Genomic DNA, 17480 nt, shown 5'->3' with positions numbered 1-17480 from the left:
CGGGCAATGCCCTCAGGCGAAGGCGTAGGAGCCGTCGGGCCGCTTCGGTACGCGCCGCTGCCAATGAATGTAGCCTTCCTCTTCCATCGCCTTCTCGTCCATTTCGACGCCCCAGCCAGGCCGGTCGGGACGCAGTTCCAGATAGCCGTCCTTCGGCAGATAGGGATCGACGACGTAACGGGTTTCCCCCTCCCGCTTCTCGATATCGAGGCCGCCATAGACGTAGGCCTGTCCCTTCGGCAGCCGGTATTCGAGGATGCGGAAATTCTGTGCCGCCGCCGAAAAATGAACGTTGACCGCCGTCGCAAGCGGACCCATCGGGTTGTGCGGGGCCACACCGACGAAGAAGGCTTCGGCAAGCGTGGCGATGCGGCGCATTTCGCTGATGCCGCCAACGACGCAGATGTCAGGCTGGATGAGGTCGGCGCCCTTGACCTGCAGCAGCCGCAGGAACTCGTTTCTGTTGTAGAGCGACTCGCCGGTCGCAAGTGTGCAGTTGAGCCCCTGTTTCAGATCGCCCCAGGCCTCGATATTTTCAGGACGCAGCGGCTCCTCGAAAAAAAGCGGATCATAAGGCGCCAGCGCATTGCCGAGCTGGCGAGCGGCGATTGGCTCGAAAATCTTCGCATGGGCATCGAAGGCGATTTCGTATTCGTCATTGACCGTTTCGCGAAGCGAGCGGAAATAATCCGCCGAGGCTTTGACGACATTGCCCCAGCGATTGGAGTGCATGTCGATCCGCCAGGGGCTGAGCTTGAAGGCGGTGAAACCCCACCCCTCCTTCAGACGATCGAACTCGTCGCGGGCCGCCGGCGCATCCGGTGCGGTGTAGACACCGGCATAGACCTTGATGCGGTCGCGCACTTCGCCGCCGAGCAGCTTGTAGACCGGGACATTCACCGCCTTGGCCGCAAGGTCCCACAGGCAGTGATCGAGCGCGGAGATCGCGGCAAGACCGAGCGCCCCCGGCGGAAACCGGCTCTGCTGGATCAGCAGATTGACGAGATACTCCACGCGTGTCGGATCCTGGCCGGACAGAAATTCGTAGAGATAATCCAAGAGCGGCGGAAGCGCCTTGTCGGGGCCGTGATTGTAGCATTCGCCCCAGCCCGTCAGCCCGTCATCGGTGTCGAGCGCGACGATCACGCGGGGACGGTCCTTGTCGCGGGTCATGAAAACCCGCATGCGGTCGATCTTCATCCTTCTGTCCTTCTAGCGATTGAAATAGGTACGGCGCGACTGGCGCGTCTGCACGTAGAGATGCTCGTTGTCGGTTCCGGTATTGTAGGCACCGGCACTTTGCGGCACCGAGACATTGCCGTTGCTGGGGAAGCGCGCCACGAAGGCCTCGTCGATATCGCAGCCAAGTCCCGGGCCATCAGGAACGGCGATCAAGCCGTCGACCTGTTGCGGATGCGGCACGATCGTCTGGCGGCGGCCGTCCCAGTCGTCGTCGAGGCGCTCGAGGATGAGCGCGTTGGGGATCGCGGCGAGCAGATGCAGAGCCGCATATTCCGCCACCGGTCCGAGTGAACCCGAATGCGGCGCCATCTGGATATGATGGGCTTCGGCCATGGCCGCGATCTTCTTCATCTGGGTGATACCGCCGGCCCGGCCGGTGTCCGGCTGGATGACGTCGACCAGTTCCTTCTCGATAAGCTCACGCTCGCCGAAGATGGTCGCCGAGCGCTCGCCGGCGGCAAGCGGCACATGTGCTGCGTCGCGGATGCGCCGGTAGCCGTCGATATTCTCCGGCGCGATCGGATCTTCCACCCACATCAATTCATAGGGTTCGAGCGCCCGCACCAGCCGGCAGGCATCCGCAGGCGTCAGCCACGGCGGCCCATGCAGATCGATGGCGATGTCCATGTCGTCACCGACGGCGTCACGGAGCGCGGCGACCTTGCGGACCGGATCGGCGACGCCGCCGCATTTGATCGCCTTTATGCCGCGTTCCTTGATGGCAAGCGCGCGCTCGGGAGTATTCGCATGCGAGTAGATCGGAATCCGGTCGCGCATCTTGCCGCCGAGCAGCATCCAGACCGGCACACCGAGCGCCTTGCCTTTGATGTCCCATAGCGCCATGTCGATGCCGGTCATCGCACCGCCTCCGACCGTCCCGAGCATGCCATGTCCCATCATGGCGATATGCATCTTCTGCCATAGCCGTTCGGTATGGGCCGGATCTTCGCCGATAAGGAGTGGGGCGAGATCATGGATCGCTGTCTCGACGACGCGCGGCCACCCTGAGCATTCACCGATGCCGGTGATGCCCTCGTCGGTATCGATCTTCAGAAAGAGCCAGTTTCTGGTGCCGCCGAACTGTTTCGAGGCGCCACTGCTGGACCGTTGGTCGGAAGCCCAGTTCGCGGGATCAGGCTGACCGACATGCATGAGAAAAGTGCGGATTCCGGTGATTTTCATCGCTGCAAACTTCCATTCTTCAAAATCTCCGGCGCGACGTAGCGGAAACGCCTGGAATGGTCGCGATCACGCGGATCAGGGCGCGGGATCGCTGATATGAGCGCCTGCGTATAGGCGTGCTCGGGCGTGCGGCAGACCTTCTCCGCGTCGCCGATTTCGACGAGCTGGCCTTTGTACATGACGCCGACACGGTCGCACATGTAGCGGATAACGCCGATGTCATGACTGATGAAGATATAGGCGAGCCCGAGTTCGTCCTGCAGGCGCATCAATAGATCGAGCACCTGCGAGCGCACCGAGACGTCGAGCGCCGAGGTAGCCTCATCGGCAACGATGACGCGCGGATTGAGCGTGATGGCGCGGGCAATGCCGATGCGCTGGCGCTGGCCGCCGGAGAAGGCGTGCGGGTAGCGTTCGCGCGCCCTCGGGTCGAGGCCAACCTGCTCCATCAGATGGCAAACGCGCTCCTCCAGCGCCCGCCCCTTTGCGACGCCATTGACGAGCAGCGGCTCGCCGATGATTTGCGAGACGGTCATGCGCGGGTTGAGAGAGCCGAAAGGATCTTGAAACACCATTCGCAATTCCCGCCGTGCCGCAGCAAGCGTCTGACCTTTTGCCGTTGCCAGATCGATGATGTCGCCGTCGGCGCGGCGATAGAGGATTTCGCCTGAAGTCGGATCGATCAGCCGCATGATCGAGCGACCCATCGTCGTCTTGCCGGATCCGCTCTCGCCGACGATGCCGAGCGTTTCGCCCGGCAGAAGCGAAATGGACACATCGTCCAGCGCTTTCACCTCGCCAAAATCCATCGATACATTGCGGAGTTCTAGGATTGGTGGCGCCGTCGTGTCGAGCGGCGGGCGCGCCAGCCGGATTTCGGCCTTCGCTTCCAGCTTCAGCACCGAGCCGATCAGCATGCGGGTATAGTCGTCTTTCGGCGCATGAAATATCTGCTCGACCGGCGCATATTCCTTGGCGACACCATTGTGCATGACGAGCACATCGTCGGCGATCTGCGCCACGACGCCCATGTCATGCGTAATGAAAAGAACGGCCATGCCCTTAGCCTTCTGCAGCCGGGCGATCAGGTCGAGAATCTCGGCCTGGGTCGTCACGTCGAGGGCCGTGGTCGGCTCGTCGGCGATCAGCAGCTGCGGTTTGCAGGCGAGCGCCATGGCAATCATCGCGCGCTGGCGCATGCCGCCGGAATATTGAAAGGCATATCGGTCCAGCGCTTTTTCCGGCGAGGGAATTTCGACCTGGCTGAGCAGCGATATGGCTTCAGCGCGCGCCTCTGTCTTGCTCATCCGGGTGTGAAGGCGAAGCGCCTCGACGATCTGGTTGCCGACCGTGTGGATCGGCGACAGCGACGACATCGGCTCCTGGAAGATCATGGCGATGTCGCGACCGCGGATCGCGCGGATCTGACGCCCGCGCGGATTGAGGTTGGTCAGATCGATCGACCCGCCGTTCTGATCGTTCAATATGATCGATCCGCCGGATATGCGGCCGGGCGCATCGACGATCTGCAGGATCGAACGCGCCGTCACCGATTTGCCGGATCCGCTTTCGCCGACGACACAAAGCGTCTTGCCCGGTTCGATCGAGAAAGACAGATCGCTGACGGCGCGAAAGACGCCGGTGCGCAGAGGGAACTCGACCGTCAGATTTTTCACCTGGAGCAGCGGCCTGCCGGCAATAGGAAGTGTATCGGTCATGCCGGCCTCATTTGTTATAGGGGTCGGCCGCATCGCGCAGGCCGTCGCCGAGAAGGTTGAGCGCCATCACGGCGACCACGACGGCACAGCCCGGCATGAAGAGCCATGGCGCGGTGGCGATCGAGCGAATGTTCTGGGCCTCGCGCAGAAGCACGCCCCAGGAGATGGTCGGCGGCTGCAGACCGAGCCCCAGGAAGGAAAGAGAGGTTTCGGCAAGGATCATTGCCGGCACCGCAAGCGTGATCGACGCGATGATATGGCTGGCAAAGCTTGGCAGCATGTGACGAAAGATGATGCGCCTTTCGCGAACGCCGTCGAGCCTGGCGGCGGCGACGAATTCCTCGGTGCGCAAGGACAGGAAGCGGCCGCGAACGACGCGGGCGAGCTGTGCCCAGCCGGTCAGCGACAGGATGATCGTGATCATCATATATTGCAACGTCGCAGGCCAGTCCTGCGGCAGGGCTGCGGCCATCGCCAGCCAGATCGGGATCGTCGGCAGCGACAGCACGAAATCGATCACCCGCTGCAGGAAGAAATCGATACGGCCGCCGTAATATCCCGAGATGCCGCCGAGCACGATGCCGAGCATCAACGAGAAGAAGACGCCGACGAGGCCGATCGACAACGAGATCTGCGAACCCTGCACCGTTCGGCTGAAGACATCGCGCCCAAGCCTGTCGGCGCCGAACAGAAGCAGCGGCGTCGTCTTGTCGGGCGAGGCGATCAAATGGATGTTGGTCCTGAACAGGCCGAACACCGAATATTCATAGCCGCGCCCGAAGAACTGGACGTCGACACGTTTTGTCGTGTCTTCCTTGTAGATGGCGGCCAGCGTTTCCGGATCGCGGGCCAGCTTCATCGGATAATAATGCGGGCCGAAGGAGAACCCGTTCTCAGTATCGATCAGATGCAATTTCTGCGGCGGGTGAAAGGTCGCCCGCGCATTTTGCAGGTACGGATCGTTGATGGCAAAGAAGCCGGGAAGCAGGGCAACGATATACATCAGCACAGTGACGACAAGCGCCACCATGGCCAGCCGGTGCCGGCGGAAAGCCCACCAGATGAGCTGCCACTGCGATGCAACGGCGGCGCGATCCGGGGGAATGTTTGTAACGGTAATGTCGGCCACGTGGGGTTCCTATTCCAACCGGATGCGGGGATCGACCAGCGCAAGCAGGATGTCGCTGATCAGAGAGCCTATCAGCGTCAGCGCGCAGATCAGCAGGACGAAGGCGCCGGCGAGATACATGTCCTGGGCCATCAGTGCCTGCAGCAGCAAAGGTGCGGCCGTCGGCAGATTGAGGACGATGGCGACAACGACCGAGCCGGAAATGAGGTTGGGCAGCAGCCAGGCAATCGTCGAGATGAACGGATTGAGGGCGATCATCAGCGGATATTTCATCAGCAGCCGGAACTCTGAGAGACCTTTTGCCCGTGCCGTGGTGACGTATGGCTTCGGCAATTCATCGAGCATGTTGGCGCGCATGACGCGGATGAGGCTCGCCGTCGAGGAGACGGCAAGGATGATGACGGGAAGCCAGAGATGCGAGAAGAGGTCGACCATTTTGGCGAAGCTCCAGGACGCGTTCTCGTATTCCGGCGAAAAGAGCCCGCCGACATCCTGTCCGAATTCGACCGCCGCGACATACATCAGCACCAGCGCCAGCAGGAAGGACGGAACGGCCAGGCCGAAGAAGGTGAAGGCGGTGAAGAAATAGTCGCCGATCGAATATTTGCGCACGGCGGAATAGACGCCGATCGGCAGCGCGATCGCCCAAGTGGCGATCAATGTCGACAGAGCCAGAACGAGCGTCAGCGCCATGCGCTCCCAGATCAGGTCAGAGACCGGCTGCTGCCATTCGAAGGAAATGCCGAAATCGCCGCGTGTGAGAATGCCCCATATCCATTTGAAATATTGGACGAGCATCGGGTCGCCGAGGCCGAAGCGCTCGCGCAATTGCGCCGCCGTGTTCTGATCGACGATCTCGTTGGAGGCTGCCAGCGTCGCAATATAGGTCGTGACATAATCGCCCGGCGGCAGCTGGATCAGCACGAAAGCCAGGAAGCTGACGGCAAACAGCGATGGAATCATCCATAGGAAGCGTTTGGCGATGAAGACCAGCATGGGGCGCCTCTTGCATTGAACGCCGCCTTCCGGGCCTTGTCGGCCGTCAGGGCCGGCAAGGCATCTCGGAGGGCGAACTGAAAGAAAGCGCCGTACCTGATGGTACGGCGCTTATGACGAAAATCAGCTCGTGAAGGTGAATTGCTGCGGCATTGCCGGACCGGGATTGGGCCAGGACCAGCTATCCGGCTCCTTCTCGGGAACATTGCGCAGATTGTTGCGGATGATGCCGAAACCGCCGACGGCAAGGCAAAGGCCGACGGTCTCGAACTCCTCGGCCGCGATGTCGAAGATCTGCTTCATGATTGCGCCGCGCTTGTCGAGATCGGCCGTCGAACGCGCTTCGTCGAAGAGCTTCATGCGCTTCTTCTGGCTTTCTGGCGGTTCTTCGCCGCGTGCGCCGTTGGAGGTGTACCAAAGCGTCCACGGAATGGCGTAACGCGAACCCTGCGGATGGAAGGCGAAGAAATCGCGCGGATCGAGCATTGGATCGAGACCGCCAGGACCCGGCCACACCGCCGCGTCATGGGCGTTGTCGTCGCCGCGGGTGTAGTAGAGCGCCCGCTCGATCGTGTTGACCTTCATGTCGACACCGATCTGAGCCCAATGCGCCTTGACCAGTTCCAGGGCATCGACGAGGTCGGGATAAAGCGTCGGAATGACGTCGATCGAGAAGAACACCTTCTGGCCGTCGGGCCGGAGGCGGAAACCGTCGCCGCCTTTCTTATAGCCGGCCTCATCGAGCATCGCGCCTGCCTTGTCGGCGTCGAATTCGGTGAATTGGCGCGCGTATTTTTCGTTATACCACGGATGGGTCGGACGCGGCCCTGCCTGGTAGGGCTCGCTCTGTCCGAAATAGACGATGTCGATGAGCTCCTGGCGATTGATGCCGATCGAAAGCGCTTGCCGGAACGCCTTGTCGGCAAACATCTTGCGCATGGCAGGATCTTTGTGGGTGATGTTGAAATAGATCTGGCACTGTTGCGAGGCCGAAGGCACGAGCGTCAGCAGCCGATAATCGCCCTTTTCCATGTTCTTGGACAGCGTCGGCTTGTTGGCGAGCACGCTGATGTGGCGTTCCTGGATGTCGATCTTTCCAGAGATGACGTTCAGCATCAGCGATTCGACGTCCTGTGAGATGCCGAAGTTGATTTCATCGATGTAGGGAAGCTGGTTGCCCTCGGTATCGACCTGCCAGAAATAGGGATTGCGGGTCATGACGACACGCGTCGCACCGCCGGCATAGGGCTCCTTGACCACCCATGGATCGAGCGTCGGCTTGTCGACATTGCCCCATCGCGACGGGATCTCGATGTCGCCGCAACGGCTGCGGAACAGCTCCGTCCAGCTGGTGACGCCGGCCTTCTTCGCATCGGCCTCGATATTGGGATTATATTTCGGCAGGAACTGGCTGCAGTAATGCTTCGGGAACAGCGTCGGATGCTGACCAAGCGGCGTGGCGAGGTTCTCCAGATAAAGCGCATTGGCCGCGGCAAAGGTGAACTTCACCGTGTAATCGTCGATCTTCTCGACGGTCACCGGCTTGCCGGCGACGGCAAGCTGCGCCGGTGTCGAGCTGTAGAGCTCGGTGTTCTTGACGCAGTCTTCGATCGCGAAAACGACGTCATCGGCCGTAAAGGGATGACCGTCCGACCAGCGCACGCCTTCGATCAGATGGAACGTGAATTGTGTTGCGTCGTCGCTGACTTCCCAGCGTTCGGCAAGGTTCGGCTGCACGGCGGTAAAGTCGAGGTTCCATCGCACAAGGCTCTGGTTGCCGACCATACGCAGGATGCCGTTATGGTCGGATGAACCGCGAAGGCCGCGGCGCAGCGAACCGCCATAGGTGCCGACTTTCTCGAACGGCGTCACGACCATCGGCTTTTTCGGCAGGCGCTCGGCGAGCGGCGGCAGCTTTCCGTCCTTGGCGAGTTGCGCAAGTGCCGGCGCTTCACCACCTGCGGCAGACACGCGACCGGCGATAGACAGCGCCGCGACACCAGCCATGCCACCAAGCACGGCGCGGCGGGTGACGCCACGCGACAGTATTTCTTTGGCCATCGAATTCCTCCCTTTTGCGCCGGCGCAGCCTTTGCACCGGCTGATGCGTCGGGCTCCCGACCCGACGCTGACGCCCTCCTCGGCGCTACGAGCGAAACCATAGACACGTTCTCAAATGATTACAAGAGTTGACAGATAATTACAAATTTTGTAGCCATGCAGCATTGAAACGCCATGTTGCGCCGCCGAAATGCGACCAACAAGACCAAAAACGTTGAATCTGTCAGATGCTGTGCACCGCCTTGAACATCATGGCCGGCGACAGCCACGGCGCACGCGGCGTTGAGAGAAAAGGACCATGGTGACATTCGCGGTCGATGCCGGTTCGAACAGGGGCGCAACGCGCTTCAGCGACATCATCTACGAGAAGATCGTGGGGATGATCGCCGACGGCAACTTTCCGGTGAACGAACGACTGCCGCCGGAGACGAAGCTGGCCGCTGATTTCGGCGCATCGAGACCCGTCGTGCGCGAAGCGCTCGAACGCTTGAGAGCCGATGGGTTGGTCGTTTCGCGCAAAGGTTCCGGTTCCTATGTCAGGCAAAGGCCGGATTCGTCGATGCTGAAAATGGTACCGGTCGGCTCCTTGGCCGATGTCCAGCGGTTCTTCGAATTTCGCGCCGGTCTCGAAGCCGAAGCGGCTGAGCTTGCGGCACGAAACTGGCAACCGGACGACAGGGAGCGGATAATGGCAGCGCTTCTTTCGATCGAGCAATGCTTGCGCGATGGGGAGCTTGGTGCCGAGGAGGACCAGGCTCTGCATGATGCAATTGCCATGGCGACCGGTAACCAGTTCCACATCACCATGCGCGAGTGGTTCAAGCCGCATTTCGCCATCGGGCATTCCGTTACGCGAAGCTTGAGCCTGAAGCGGACGCCGGAACAGATCCGCAGCGTCCAGGATGAGCATGCGGTGATCGTCGAGGCGATCTTCGCGCACCGGGAAACCGAAGCGCACGATGCGATGAAGAAACACATACTGAATGCTCGCGCCCGCATGTTCCAGGGCGTTTGAGCGATAATGGGAGGAGAGACGATGAAACGGGTCGCTGTGACGGGTGCTGCCGGACGTGTGGGGACGCTGCTGCGCCCGATTCTTCGGTCGCATTTCGAGCACCTCAGCCTGATCGATCTGCAGGAGCCTGACGGGCTTGGCGAAAACGAGACTTTCGTCAGGGCCGACTTTACAAAGCTCGACGAGGCGACGGCTGCGCTGAAGGATATCGACGGCGTCGTCCATTTGGCAGGTATCGCAAGCGGCATCGACATGAACGCCATTCTGCATGCGAACGTGCTTGGGACATACAATCTCTACGAAGCGGCGCGGATCAACAAGGTCCAGCGGGTCGTCTATGCATCGAGCAATCATGCCACGGGCTTTTATCCGCGCGGCCAGCTGGTGTCGCCGCTCGACCCGATGCGCCCCGATAGCCCCTATGGACTTTCCAAATGCTGGGGCGAACTTGTGGCGGGGCTGTATTACGACACGTCAGGCATTCGCTCTCTTTCCATCCGCATCGGCAATGCGGGCACCTATCCCAACAGCGAGCGATCGGTTGCGATCTGGATCAGCGCGCGGGACCTGGCGCAATTGGTCAGGATCGGCCTGTCGCACCCGTTGATCGCAGCAACGGTGGTCTACGGCGTTTCTGATGCCGAGGAGATCTGGTGGGACAACGGTCTGGCGGCACGATTGGGCTACCAACCACAGGACCGGCCGCGTGATCACGCCCGCATCGAAGAGGGATCCGAAGGGCCGGTCGCGCTGGCGTTCCAGGGAGGCGGGTTCTGTGAGATCAATCACGACGGCACCATCCGCATGCGCGACGCCGAGGGTTTGGCCAAGAGCCTGGAGACGGTTGAATGACGGCGCCTCGGATCATCCGCCCGGACGTCCGCTCCGTGAGCGAGCAGCCGCTGACGGTTGGTGAATCGCCGGTATGGGACGACGAGACCGGCACTTTGTGGTTCGTCGATATTCTGGCGCCAGCACTCGTTCGGCTCTCGGCTTCAGGAAAGATCGACCGCTTCGACATGCCGGCCGCCATCGGCGCGCTCGGGCTTTGCCGCGATCAAAGGATCGTCGTGGCGCTCCAGACAGGCGTCCATCTCTTCGATCCCGTCTCCGGAGATTTCGAGTTTGTTTCAGATCCGGTCGGACGCGACATCAATTGCCGCCTCAACGATGGAAAGGTCGGTCCCGACGGGCACTTCTGGATCGGCTCGATCAGTGAATCCAAGCCGCAGATCGATGAGGCCGCACTTTACCGCGTGGGCGCCGACGGCAGCACCCGGACCGTGGCCACGAAACTGACGAGCTCCAATGGCCTTGCCTGGTCGCCGGACGGCCGGCGGATGTATCATTCCGACAGCCGGCAATGCTTCCTGCAGGCATTCGATTTCGATCCTGATACGGGCGACCTCGGCGATGGGCGCCGGCTCCGCAGCTTCACGGAAGACGAGGGTCGGCCGGATGGAGCGACAACCGATCGTGACGGGTTCTACTGGAGCGCCGGGGTTTCCGCCGGTCGCCTCAACCGAATTTCGCCTGAAGGCGACATCGTCGAAATCTACATTCTGCCGGTCGCTGCACCGACGATGCCGTGTTTCGGGGGGCCGAATCTGCGCACCCTCTACGTCACGAGCCTGTCGACAGACCGCACCGGACGTTTCGAGGCGGGGAAGGTCATCGCCTTCGACGTGGATGCAGAGGGCCTGCCGCCGTTTCGCTTCGGGGCCAATCATCCCTCCGGGATGGCAGCGGCCGATCACCCTTCGGGTGACGGCGGATTGATGGAAAGATAACGGGGAAGAAAGATGAGCATCGCAACCATGCGCAAGGCGCTTACAGGCGTATCGGGTGTTCCCGTCACCGCCTATGACGGCAAAGGTGAAGTCGAACCACGGATCACGGCGAAAGTCTATGAGCGGGTGGCGGCAGCCGGCATTCACAACATCGTCGCTGCCGGCAATACCGGGGAATTCTATGCTCTGACGCCGCAGGAAATCAGGATCGTCCATGAGGCGGCGGTTTCAGGCGTCAACGGCAAGGCGCCGGTGACGGCGGCAATCGGCCGGTCGCTGCGCGAGGCGATCGGCATGGCGAAAGATGCGGCGACGATCGGCGCATCCGCCGTCATGTCTCATCAGCCCGTCGATCCTTTCGCAGCACCTTCGGCCCAGATCGACTATTTCTGCAATCTTGCGGATGCTTCCACCCTGCCGCTCGTCGCCTATGTCAGGGCAGAAGGTTTCGGCGTCGACGATATCATTCGTCTCGCAAACCACGGCAATATTGCCGGCATCAAATTCGCCACGACCGATCTGATGCTGCTTTCCAGAGCGATCGCTGCGGCCGATCCGGCCGGCGCACTGTTCGTCTGCGGCCTGGCGGAGAGTTGGGCGCCGACATTTACGGCTGCGGGTGCGCGCGGCTTCACATCCGGCCTCGTCAATGTCGCACCGCATCTGTCGCTTGCCGTTCACAATGCGCTCGAAAGAGGAGACTTCGGCGCGGCCAGGGCTATCGTCAACCAGCTTGAACCATTCGAGCGGATGCGGACGAAATTCCGCAATGGCGCGAACGTGACTGTCGTCAAGGAGGCCGTCACCTATTCCGGCCTCGATGTCGGCCCCGTGCGCGTGCCGGGATTGCCGCTGCTCGATCGGCACGATCGCGAGGAACTCCATCGGCTGCTTCAACGCTGGGATGCCGCCGGTAACAACCAGATCGATCCACACCAGCAGGATTCCGCAAAGGCGGCCGGCTGAGTTCAACACGAGCGCGGCTCAACTTTTCATGGAAGCGCAGAGCCGCTCTAACCCTTTGTTTTTACGCAATTTCGCACGGAACATCGCTTCGCACTTTTCCTGGAATTGCTCTATTTCCGCCAACAACAGGATTGGGAGGTCTTGAGATGCTGAGACAAGTACTGACAACGATCGCAATTACCGGCGCCATGATGACGGCGCAGCCCAGCTTCGCGGCGTCGCCGCCCAATATGCTGGTGATCGGCACCAATCTCACCGGCATAAGGACGCTCGATCCGGCGCAGAACAATGCCCGCACGGTTTCCGAACTGATCTCGAATATTTACGACAATCTCGTGCAGTTGTCGCCGGACGACCTTAAAACGCTGAAGCCGATGCTCGCGAAGCAATGGAGTGTCTCGGCGGATGGCAAGATCATCACGCTGACATTACGCGACGACGCGGTCTTCCAGAGCGGCAACAAGGTCACCGCCGAGGATGCGGCCTGGTCGATCCAGCGCGTCATCAAGATGGGCCAGGTCGGCTCCACCGACATCGCGCTCTGGGGCTTCACGCCTGAAAACGTCGAAAAGCTCGTTCGCGCAAAAGACGAACACACGCTCGAGATCGAGCTGCCGCAGGCGGTCAATACCGATCTGGTGCTCTATTCGCTGGCGGGCTCGTCGATCGGCATCGTCGACAAGAAGACGGTACTGTCGCACGAGGCAAACAGCGATTTTGGCGGCGCCTGGCTTTCCGCCAATTCCGCCGGCAGCGGCCCATTCAGCCTGGCGCAGTGGCGGCCGAACGATGTCGCGATCTTCAATGCCCAGCCGAAATATTGGGGCGGCAAGCCGGCCATGGCCCGTGTCGTTGCCCGTCACATCCCGGAATCCGGCAATCTCCGGCTTCAGCTCGAAGCCGGCGACGTCGATGTCGGCCAATATGTTTCAAGCGGCGACCTCGATGCGCTCGCCACCAAGAAGGACATGGTCATCGAGAATGTCCCGGGTCTCGGCTTCTACTATATCGCCCTCAATCAGAAAGACCCGGATCTGCAGAAGCCAAAGGTTCGCGAGGCCTTCCAGCATGCCTTCGACTGGAAAGCGATCTCCGGCAACATCATGCGCTATACGGGCTTTCCCTGGCAGTCGATGATCCCGCGCGGCATGATCGGCGCTCCCGGTGAGGCGGCGGTCCGCTACGATTACGATCCCGCCAAGGCCAAGCAGTTGCTGGCGGAAGCCGGATATCCCAATGGCCTGAAGAAGGTGCTCAATCCGTCGGGAGCCGCGACCCTGCCCTTCGCCGAAGCGCTGCAGGCGAGTGCGCGCGCCGCCGGCCTTGATCTCGATCTCGTGCCCGGCGAGTTCACGCCCGCCTTCCGCGAGCGCAAATTCGAAGTGCTGCTCGGCAATTCCGGCGCCCGCCTGCCCGATCCCTTCGCGGTCGCCACGCAATATGCCTTCAACCCCGACAATAGCGACGAGGCACGCCTCGGCAGCTATTACCTCTGGCGCACGGGCATGAAGGTGGACGAGCTCAACACGCTCATCGACCAATCGATGAAGGAGCGCGACACGGAAAAGCGCACAGACATCTTCAAGAAGATGGATGGCATCTATGCCGGCATGGCTTCGCCGCTGGTCATCTTCTTCCAGCGAACTGACCCCTATGTCATGCGCGCCAACGTCAAGGGCTATCACGGGCATACGACATGGTCGACGCGCTGGCATGACGTGACCAAGGAGTAGAACGCCGTGGCGAGCGCCGATCTGACATCGAAGTCTGAGAGCAGCCGTGGTTCCACGGAGGGCGGGTTCGCCGAGGCGGCCCCGCACCCGGCGCTGAGCCTGCTGCGGCGCCTGGCGGGACGCGTCGTGGCAGTCGTGACGACGCTGCTTGGCCTGCTCTTCCTAACCTTCTCGATGGGCCGCCTGCTGCCCGCCGACCCGGTGCTCGCCATCACCGGGGCGGAGGTCAGCAAGGATGTTTACGATCGCGTCTATAACGAGCTGGGTCTCGGGCAGCCGATCTGGATGCAGTTCCTCTCCTACGTCGGCAAGATCGCCACAGGCGATCTCGGCATGTCGGCGACGACGGGCCAGCCGATCCTCACCGATCTCCTGACAATCTTTCCCGCAACGATCGAACTTGCGATCATCGCCATGATCATCGGGGCGATCGTCGGCATTCCCTTAGGGATCACCGCCGCGGTCAGGCGGGGAACCGTTATCGACCACATTGCGCGGATCGTCGCCCTTGCCGGCCACTCCATCCCGATCTTCTGGACCGGGCTGATGGCACTCTTCGTCTTTTATGCGAAGCTGAAGCTCGTCGGCGCCTCGGGCCGGATCGATGTCTTCTATGAAGGCCTCGTCACGCCGATGACGGGCTTTCTCCTGATCGACGCAGCGATTCAGGGCCAATGGGACGTGTTTTACAACGCCCTTGGCCACATCATCCTGCCGGCCGCCATCCTCGGCTACTATTCCGTCGCCTATATCAGCCGCATGTCGCGAAGCTTCATGCTGGAGCAACTGAGCCAGGAATACATCATCACCGCCCGGGCCAAGGGGCTTGGCACCCGCAAGGTGGTCTGGCGCCATGCATTCAAGAACATCCGCGTACAGCTCCTGACGATCATGGCGCTGACCTTCGGCGGGCTGCTCGAAGGCGCGGTGCTGATCGAGACCGTCTTCGGGTGGCCGGGGCTCGGCCAGTACCTGACGCGGGGGCTGCAGATGAACGACATGAACGTGGTCATGGGTTCGGTGCTGACGATCGGCGCCGTCTTCCTGACGATCAACATCCTGTCGGACTTCCTTTATCGCATTCTTGATCCGAGGACACGGTGACGCCATGACGATCTCCTCTGAGCACGCAGACAGCGTCAACACCGGCGGCCTCCGCAACTGGCTGCTCGCACCGGAGCCTCGAGGCTGGTTCCAGTCATCGGCGCAGCAGATTCATCAAGGCTGGCGGAAATTCAGCCTGCACCCGCTTGGTCTGGCGGGACTGGCCATTATCCTGCTGCTGATCGCCGTGGCGCTGGTCGCACCCCTGCTGACGAGCTACGATCCGATCGTTCAGGACATGGCCGGGCGGCTTGCCGCGCCATCGGCGAGCCATTGGCTCGGCACCGACAATTTCGGCCGCGACGTCTTTTCCCGGGTGATCTATGGCGCCCGCACGACGCTCTACATCATCATGCTCGTCACGGTCATCGTCGCCCCGCTCGGCCTGCTGATCGGCACCGTCTCAGGTTATTTCGGCGGCCTCGTCGACGAAATCCTGATGCGCGTCACCGATATTTTTCTCTCCTTCCCCGGTCTCGTGCTGGCGCTGGGTTTTGCCGCAGCGCTCGGTCCGGGCATCACCAATGCAATCATCGCGATTTCACTGACGGCCTGGCCACCGATCGCGCGTCTTGCGCGCGCCGAGACGCTCAGCCTGCGCAAGGCGGATTACATCGCCGCCGTGCGCCTGCAAGGCGCGACATCACTCGCGATCATCACTCGTCACATCCTGCCGATGTGCATTCCCTCAGTGATCGTCCGCGTCACCCTCAATATGGCCGGCATCATCATCACTGCCGCCGGTCTCGGCTTCCTCGGCCTCGGCGCGCAGCCGCCATGGCCGGAATGGGGGTCGATGGCCGCCAGCGGACGTGAATTCATGCTCGACAGCCCCTGGGTCATCGCAGCACCCGGCATTGCCATTGCGCTCGTCAGCCTCGCCTTCAACCTCGTCGGCGATGCGCTTCGCGATGTTCTCGATCCCCGAGGTTCAGAATGACAGAGCCCTTGATCGATATTCAAAATCTCGAAATCGCATTTGGCGGCGGACAGGTGCGGGCCGTGCGCGGCGTGAGCTTTTCGCTTGGACAGGAAAAGCTCGGGATCGTCGGTGAATCTGGATCGGGAAAGTCGACCGTCGGCCGCGCCATCATGAAGCTGCTGCCACCGACCGCCATCGTCAATGCCGAGCGGATGCGGTTTCGCGACGTCGATCTGCTCAAGGCGAACGAAAAAACGATGATGACGATCAGGGGCCGGCGGATCGGCCTGATCCTGCAGGACCCGAAATATTCGCTCAATCCCGTCATGCGGATCGGCGAACAGATCGCCGAGACCTACCGCTTCCATCATCCGAGGGTGAGCAAGAGCAAGACCTACAGGCAAGCGCTCGATATGCTCGAAGCCGTCCAGATCCGTGATCCCGAGCGTGTTGCCCGCCTTTACCCGCACGAAATCTCGGGTGGCATGGGTCAGCGGGCGATGATCGCCATGATGCTGATTGCCGAACCCGAAGTGCTGATCGCAGACGAGCCGACGTCAGCGCTCGACGTGACGGTGAGGCTCGAGATCCTGGCACTGCTCGACGAGCTCGTCTTGCGGCGCAATCTCGGGCTGATCTTCATCAGCCACGACCTCAATCTCATCCGGAATTTCTGCGATCGCGTCCTCATCATGTATGCGGGGCGGGTCGTGGAAGTGCTCGAAGCGCGCGATCTCGACAACGCCCGACATCCTTATACGCAAGGATTGCTGGCATCCCTGCCGACGATCGAAGATCCCCCTGCCCGGCTGCCGATCCTGAAACGAGATCCGGCCTGGCTTGAAGAATTCGCATTGGAGCCGCCGCGGTGATTAAAATCGACAATCTTACGGTCCGTTTCGGACCCGGGCAGCGGCCTGTCGTTCGAGACGTAAGCTTCGCCATCGAAAAGGGAACTGCTTTCGGTCTGGTCGGCGAGTCCGGCTGCGGGAAGTCCACTGTCTTGAGGGCGCTTTCCGGCCTCAACGCCAATTATGACGGCCGGATCGAGCTCCACGGCGAGCCGTTAAGTCAACAGCGCAGCCGGCCATTCTTCCGCCGGGTGCAGATGGTGTTCCAGGACCCCTACGGATCCCTCCATCCCCGCAAGACCATCCGCTCGCAGCTGAAAGAACCGCTGCGCAACCAGGGCCTCGATACGAATTCCGTCGACGTCAACGCCGTCCTGAGATCGGTCGGCCTCGATCCGGCGCTGAGCTACCGATTTCCGCACCAGCTCTCCGGCGGCCAGCGCCAGCGCGTAGCCATCGCCCGCGCGCTGATGCTGGATCCGGATGTACTGCTTCTCGACGAACCGACATCGGCGCTCGACGTGTCGGTTCAGGCCGAAATCCTCAATCTCCTCCAGGATCTGCGCGTCAATCGCGGTCTGACCTATCTGCTCGTCAGCCACGACCTCGCCGTCGTCTCGCATATGTGCAGCCGCGTCGCCATCATGGAAGCGGGCGAAATCGTCGAACAGGTCGATGTCGGCGCCCTCCGAAGAGGTGCGGTCGAACACCCCTATTCGCAACGCCTGCTGCGCGCGAGCCGGATGTACGGAAGGGCGTAGCTGTTGGTCG

At 61.4% G+C, this 17480-nt stretch carries 15 protein-coding genes; 9 read left to right on the top strand and 6 right to left on the bottom strand.

Annotation, left to right across the window (positions count from 1 at the left end; translation table 11 throughout):
• Positions 1 to 12: 12 nt before the first annotated feature.
• From AC244Q_RS28280 to AC244Q_RS28255, 6 genes are all read right to left on the bottom strand, one after another.
• Complete coding sequence (locus AC244Q_RS28280) at positions 13 to 1200, bottom strand: galactarate dehydratase (protein ID WP_003562625.1); 1188 nt, start codon at positions 1198 to 1200, stop codon at positions 13 to 15.
• Between the two features lie 12 nt (positions 1201 to 1212).
• On the bottom strand, positions 1213 to 2424 hold the full coding sequence (locus AC244Q_RS28275; RefSeq protein ID WP_003562627.1) for a mandelate racemase/muconate lactonizing enzyme family protein: 1212 nt from the start codon (positions 2422 to 2424) through the stop codon (positions 1213 to 1215).
• Positions 2421 to 4142, bottom strand: coding sequence for an ABC transporter ATP-binding protein (locus AC244Q_RS28270; protein WP_128406920.1), 1722 nt, complete (start codon positions 4140 to 4142; stop codon positions 2421 to 2423). Before AC244Q_RS28270 ends, AC244Q_RS28275 begins: the two co-directional genes overlap by 4 nt.
• Positions 4143 to 4149: 7 nt before the next feature.
• Entirely contained in the window at positions 4150 to 5271 is a 1122-nt protein-coding gene (locus AC244Q_RS28265; RefSeq protein ID WP_113547489.1) for an ABC transporter permease, read from the bottom strand.
• A 9-nt stretch (positions 5272 to 5280) separates the two neighbouring features.
• Complete coding sequence (locus AC244Q_RS28260; RefSeq protein ID WP_003562632.1) at positions 5281 to 6267, bottom strand: ABC transporter permease; 987 nt, start codon at positions 6265 to 6267, stop codon at positions 5281 to 5283.
• Positions 6268 to 6390: 123 nt separating this feature from the next.
• Positions 6391 to 8328: an ABC transporter substrate-binding protein gene (locus AC244Q_RS28255; RefSeq protein WP_012755519.1), complete on the bottom strand. Its 1938-nt coding sequence runs from the start codon at positions 8326 to 8328 to the stop codon at positions 6391 to 6393.
• Positions 8329 to 8629: 301 nt separating this feature from the next.
• On the opposite strand from AC244Q_RS28255, the gene AC244Q_RS28250 reads away from it, so the two are divergent.
• The 9 genes from AC244Q_RS28250 (at position 8630) to AC244Q_RS28210 (ending at position 17470) form a co-directional block, all read left to right on the top strand.
• Complete coding sequence (locus AC244Q_RS28250) at positions 8630 to 9343, top strand: FadR/GntR family transcriptional regulator (RefSeq protein WP_041935769.1); 714 nt, start codon at positions 8630 to 8632, stop codon at positions 9341 to 9343.
• A 21-nt stretch (positions 9344 to 9364) separates the two neighbouring features.
• Complete coding sequence (locus tag AC244Q_RS28245) at positions 9365 to 10195, top strand: NAD-dependent epimerase/dehydratase family protein (RefSeq protein ID WP_128406919.1); 831 nt, start codon at positions 9365 to 9367, stop codon at positions 10193 to 10195.
• Positions 10192 to 11133: an SMP-30/gluconolactonase/LRE family protein gene (locus tag AC244Q_RS28240; RefSeq protein ID WP_128406918.1), complete on the top strand. Its 942-nt coding sequence runs from the start codon at positions 10192 to 10194 to the stop codon at positions 11131 to 11133. Before AC244Q_RS28245 ends, AC244Q_RS28240 begins: the two co-directional genes overlap by 4 nt.
• Before the next feature lie 12 nt (positions 11134 to 11145).
• Entirely contained in the window at positions 11146 to 12099 is a 954-nt protein-coding gene (locus AC244Q_RS28235; protein WP_003562642.1) for a dihydrodipicolinate synthase family protein, read from the top strand.
• 146 nt (positions 12100 to 12245) lie between these two features.
• Positions 12246 to 13832 carry an ABC transporter substrate-binding protein gene (locus AC244Q_RS28230; RefSeq protein WP_003562644.1) on the top strand — a complete coding sequence of 529 codons (1587 nt, stop codon included), beginning with the start codon at positions 12246 to 12248 and terminating at the stop codon, positions 13830 to 13832.
• Between the two features lie 6 nt (positions 13833 to 13838).
• Positions 13839 to 14936 (top strand): ABC transporter permease, encoded by a 1098-nt coding sequence (locus tag AC244Q_RS28225; protein WP_012755516.1) that lies wholly within the window; start codon positions 13839 to 13841, stop codon positions 14934 to 14936.
• Positions 14937 to 14940: 4 nt separating this feature from the next.
• Positions 14941 to 15876, top strand: a complete 936-nt coding sequence (locus AC244Q_RS28220) for an ABC transporter permease (RefSeq protein WP_128406917.1) — start codon at positions 14941 to 14943, stop codon at positions 15874 to 15876.
• Positions 15873 to 16730, top strand: coding sequence for an ABC transporter ATP-binding protein (locus tag AC244Q_RS28215; protein ID WP_128406916.1), 858 nt, complete (start codon positions 15873 to 15875; stop codon positions 16728 to 16730). Before AC244Q_RS28220 ends, AC244Q_RS28215 begins: the two co-directional genes overlap by 4 nt.
• A complete protein-coding gene (locus AC244Q_RS28210) occupies positions 16727 to 17470 on the top strand; it encodes an ABC transporter ATP-binding protein (RefSeq protein WP_113547482.1) in 744 nt (247 codons plus the stop codon). The genes AC244Q_RS28215 and AC244Q_RS28210 overlap by 4 nt, the downstream gene beginning before the upstream one ends.
• Positions 17471 to 17480 lie beyond the last annotated feature (10 nt).

The organism is Rhizobium sp. CB2179 (assembly GCF_057653455.1).
Note: the sequence above shows the minus strand (reverse complement) of the source record. Positions and strands in the feature narration are given on the sequence as shown.

Bases quoted from the DNA above. Each gene is read 5' to 3' on its own strand.
- AC244Q_RS28270 (WP_128406920.1), bottom strand. From the start codon at position 4,142: ATGACCGATACACTTCCTATTGCCGGCAGGCCGCTGCTCCAGGTGAAA.
- AC244Q_RS28230 (WP_003562644.1), top strand. From the start codon at position 12,246: ATGCTGAGACAAGTACTGACAACGATCGCAATTACCGGCGCCATGATG.
- AC244Q_RS28220 (WP_128406917.1), top strand. From the start codon at position 14,941: ATGACGATCTCCTCTGAGCACGCAGACAGCGTCAACACCGGCGGCCTC.
- AC244Q_RS28255 (WP_012755519.1), bottom strand. From the start codon at position 8,328: ATGGCCAAAGAAATACTGTCGCGTGGCGTCACCCGCCGCGCCGTGCTT.
- AC244Q_RS28275 (WP_003562627.1), bottom strand. From the start codon at position 2,424: ATGAAAATCACCGGAATCCGCACTTTTCTCATGCATGTCGGTCAGCCT.
- AC244Q_RS28280 (WP_003562625.1), bottom strand. From the start codon at position 1,200: ATGAAGATCGACCGCATGCGGGTTTTCATGACCCGCGACAAGGACCGT.
- AC244Q_RS28260 (WP_003562632.1), bottom strand. From the start codon at position 6,267: ATGCTGGTCTTCATCGCCAAACGCTTCCTATGGATGATTCCATCGCTG.
- AC244Q_RS28235 (WP_003562642.1), top strand. From the start codon at position 11,146: ATGAGCATCGCAACCATGCGCAAGGCGCTTACAGGCGTATCGGGTGTT.
- AC244Q_RS28215 (WP_128406916.1), top strand. From the start codon at position 15,873: ATGACAGAGCCCTTGATCGATATTCAAAATCTCGAAATCGCATTTGGC.
- AC244Q_RS28245 (WP_128406919.1), top strand. From the start codon at position 9,365: ATGAAACGGGTCGCTGTGACGGGTGCTGCCGGACGTGTGGGGACGCTG.
- AC244Q_RS28240 (WP_128406918.1), top strand. From the start codon at position 10,192: ATGACGGCGCCTCGGATCATCCGCCCGGACGTCCGCTCCGTGAGCGAG.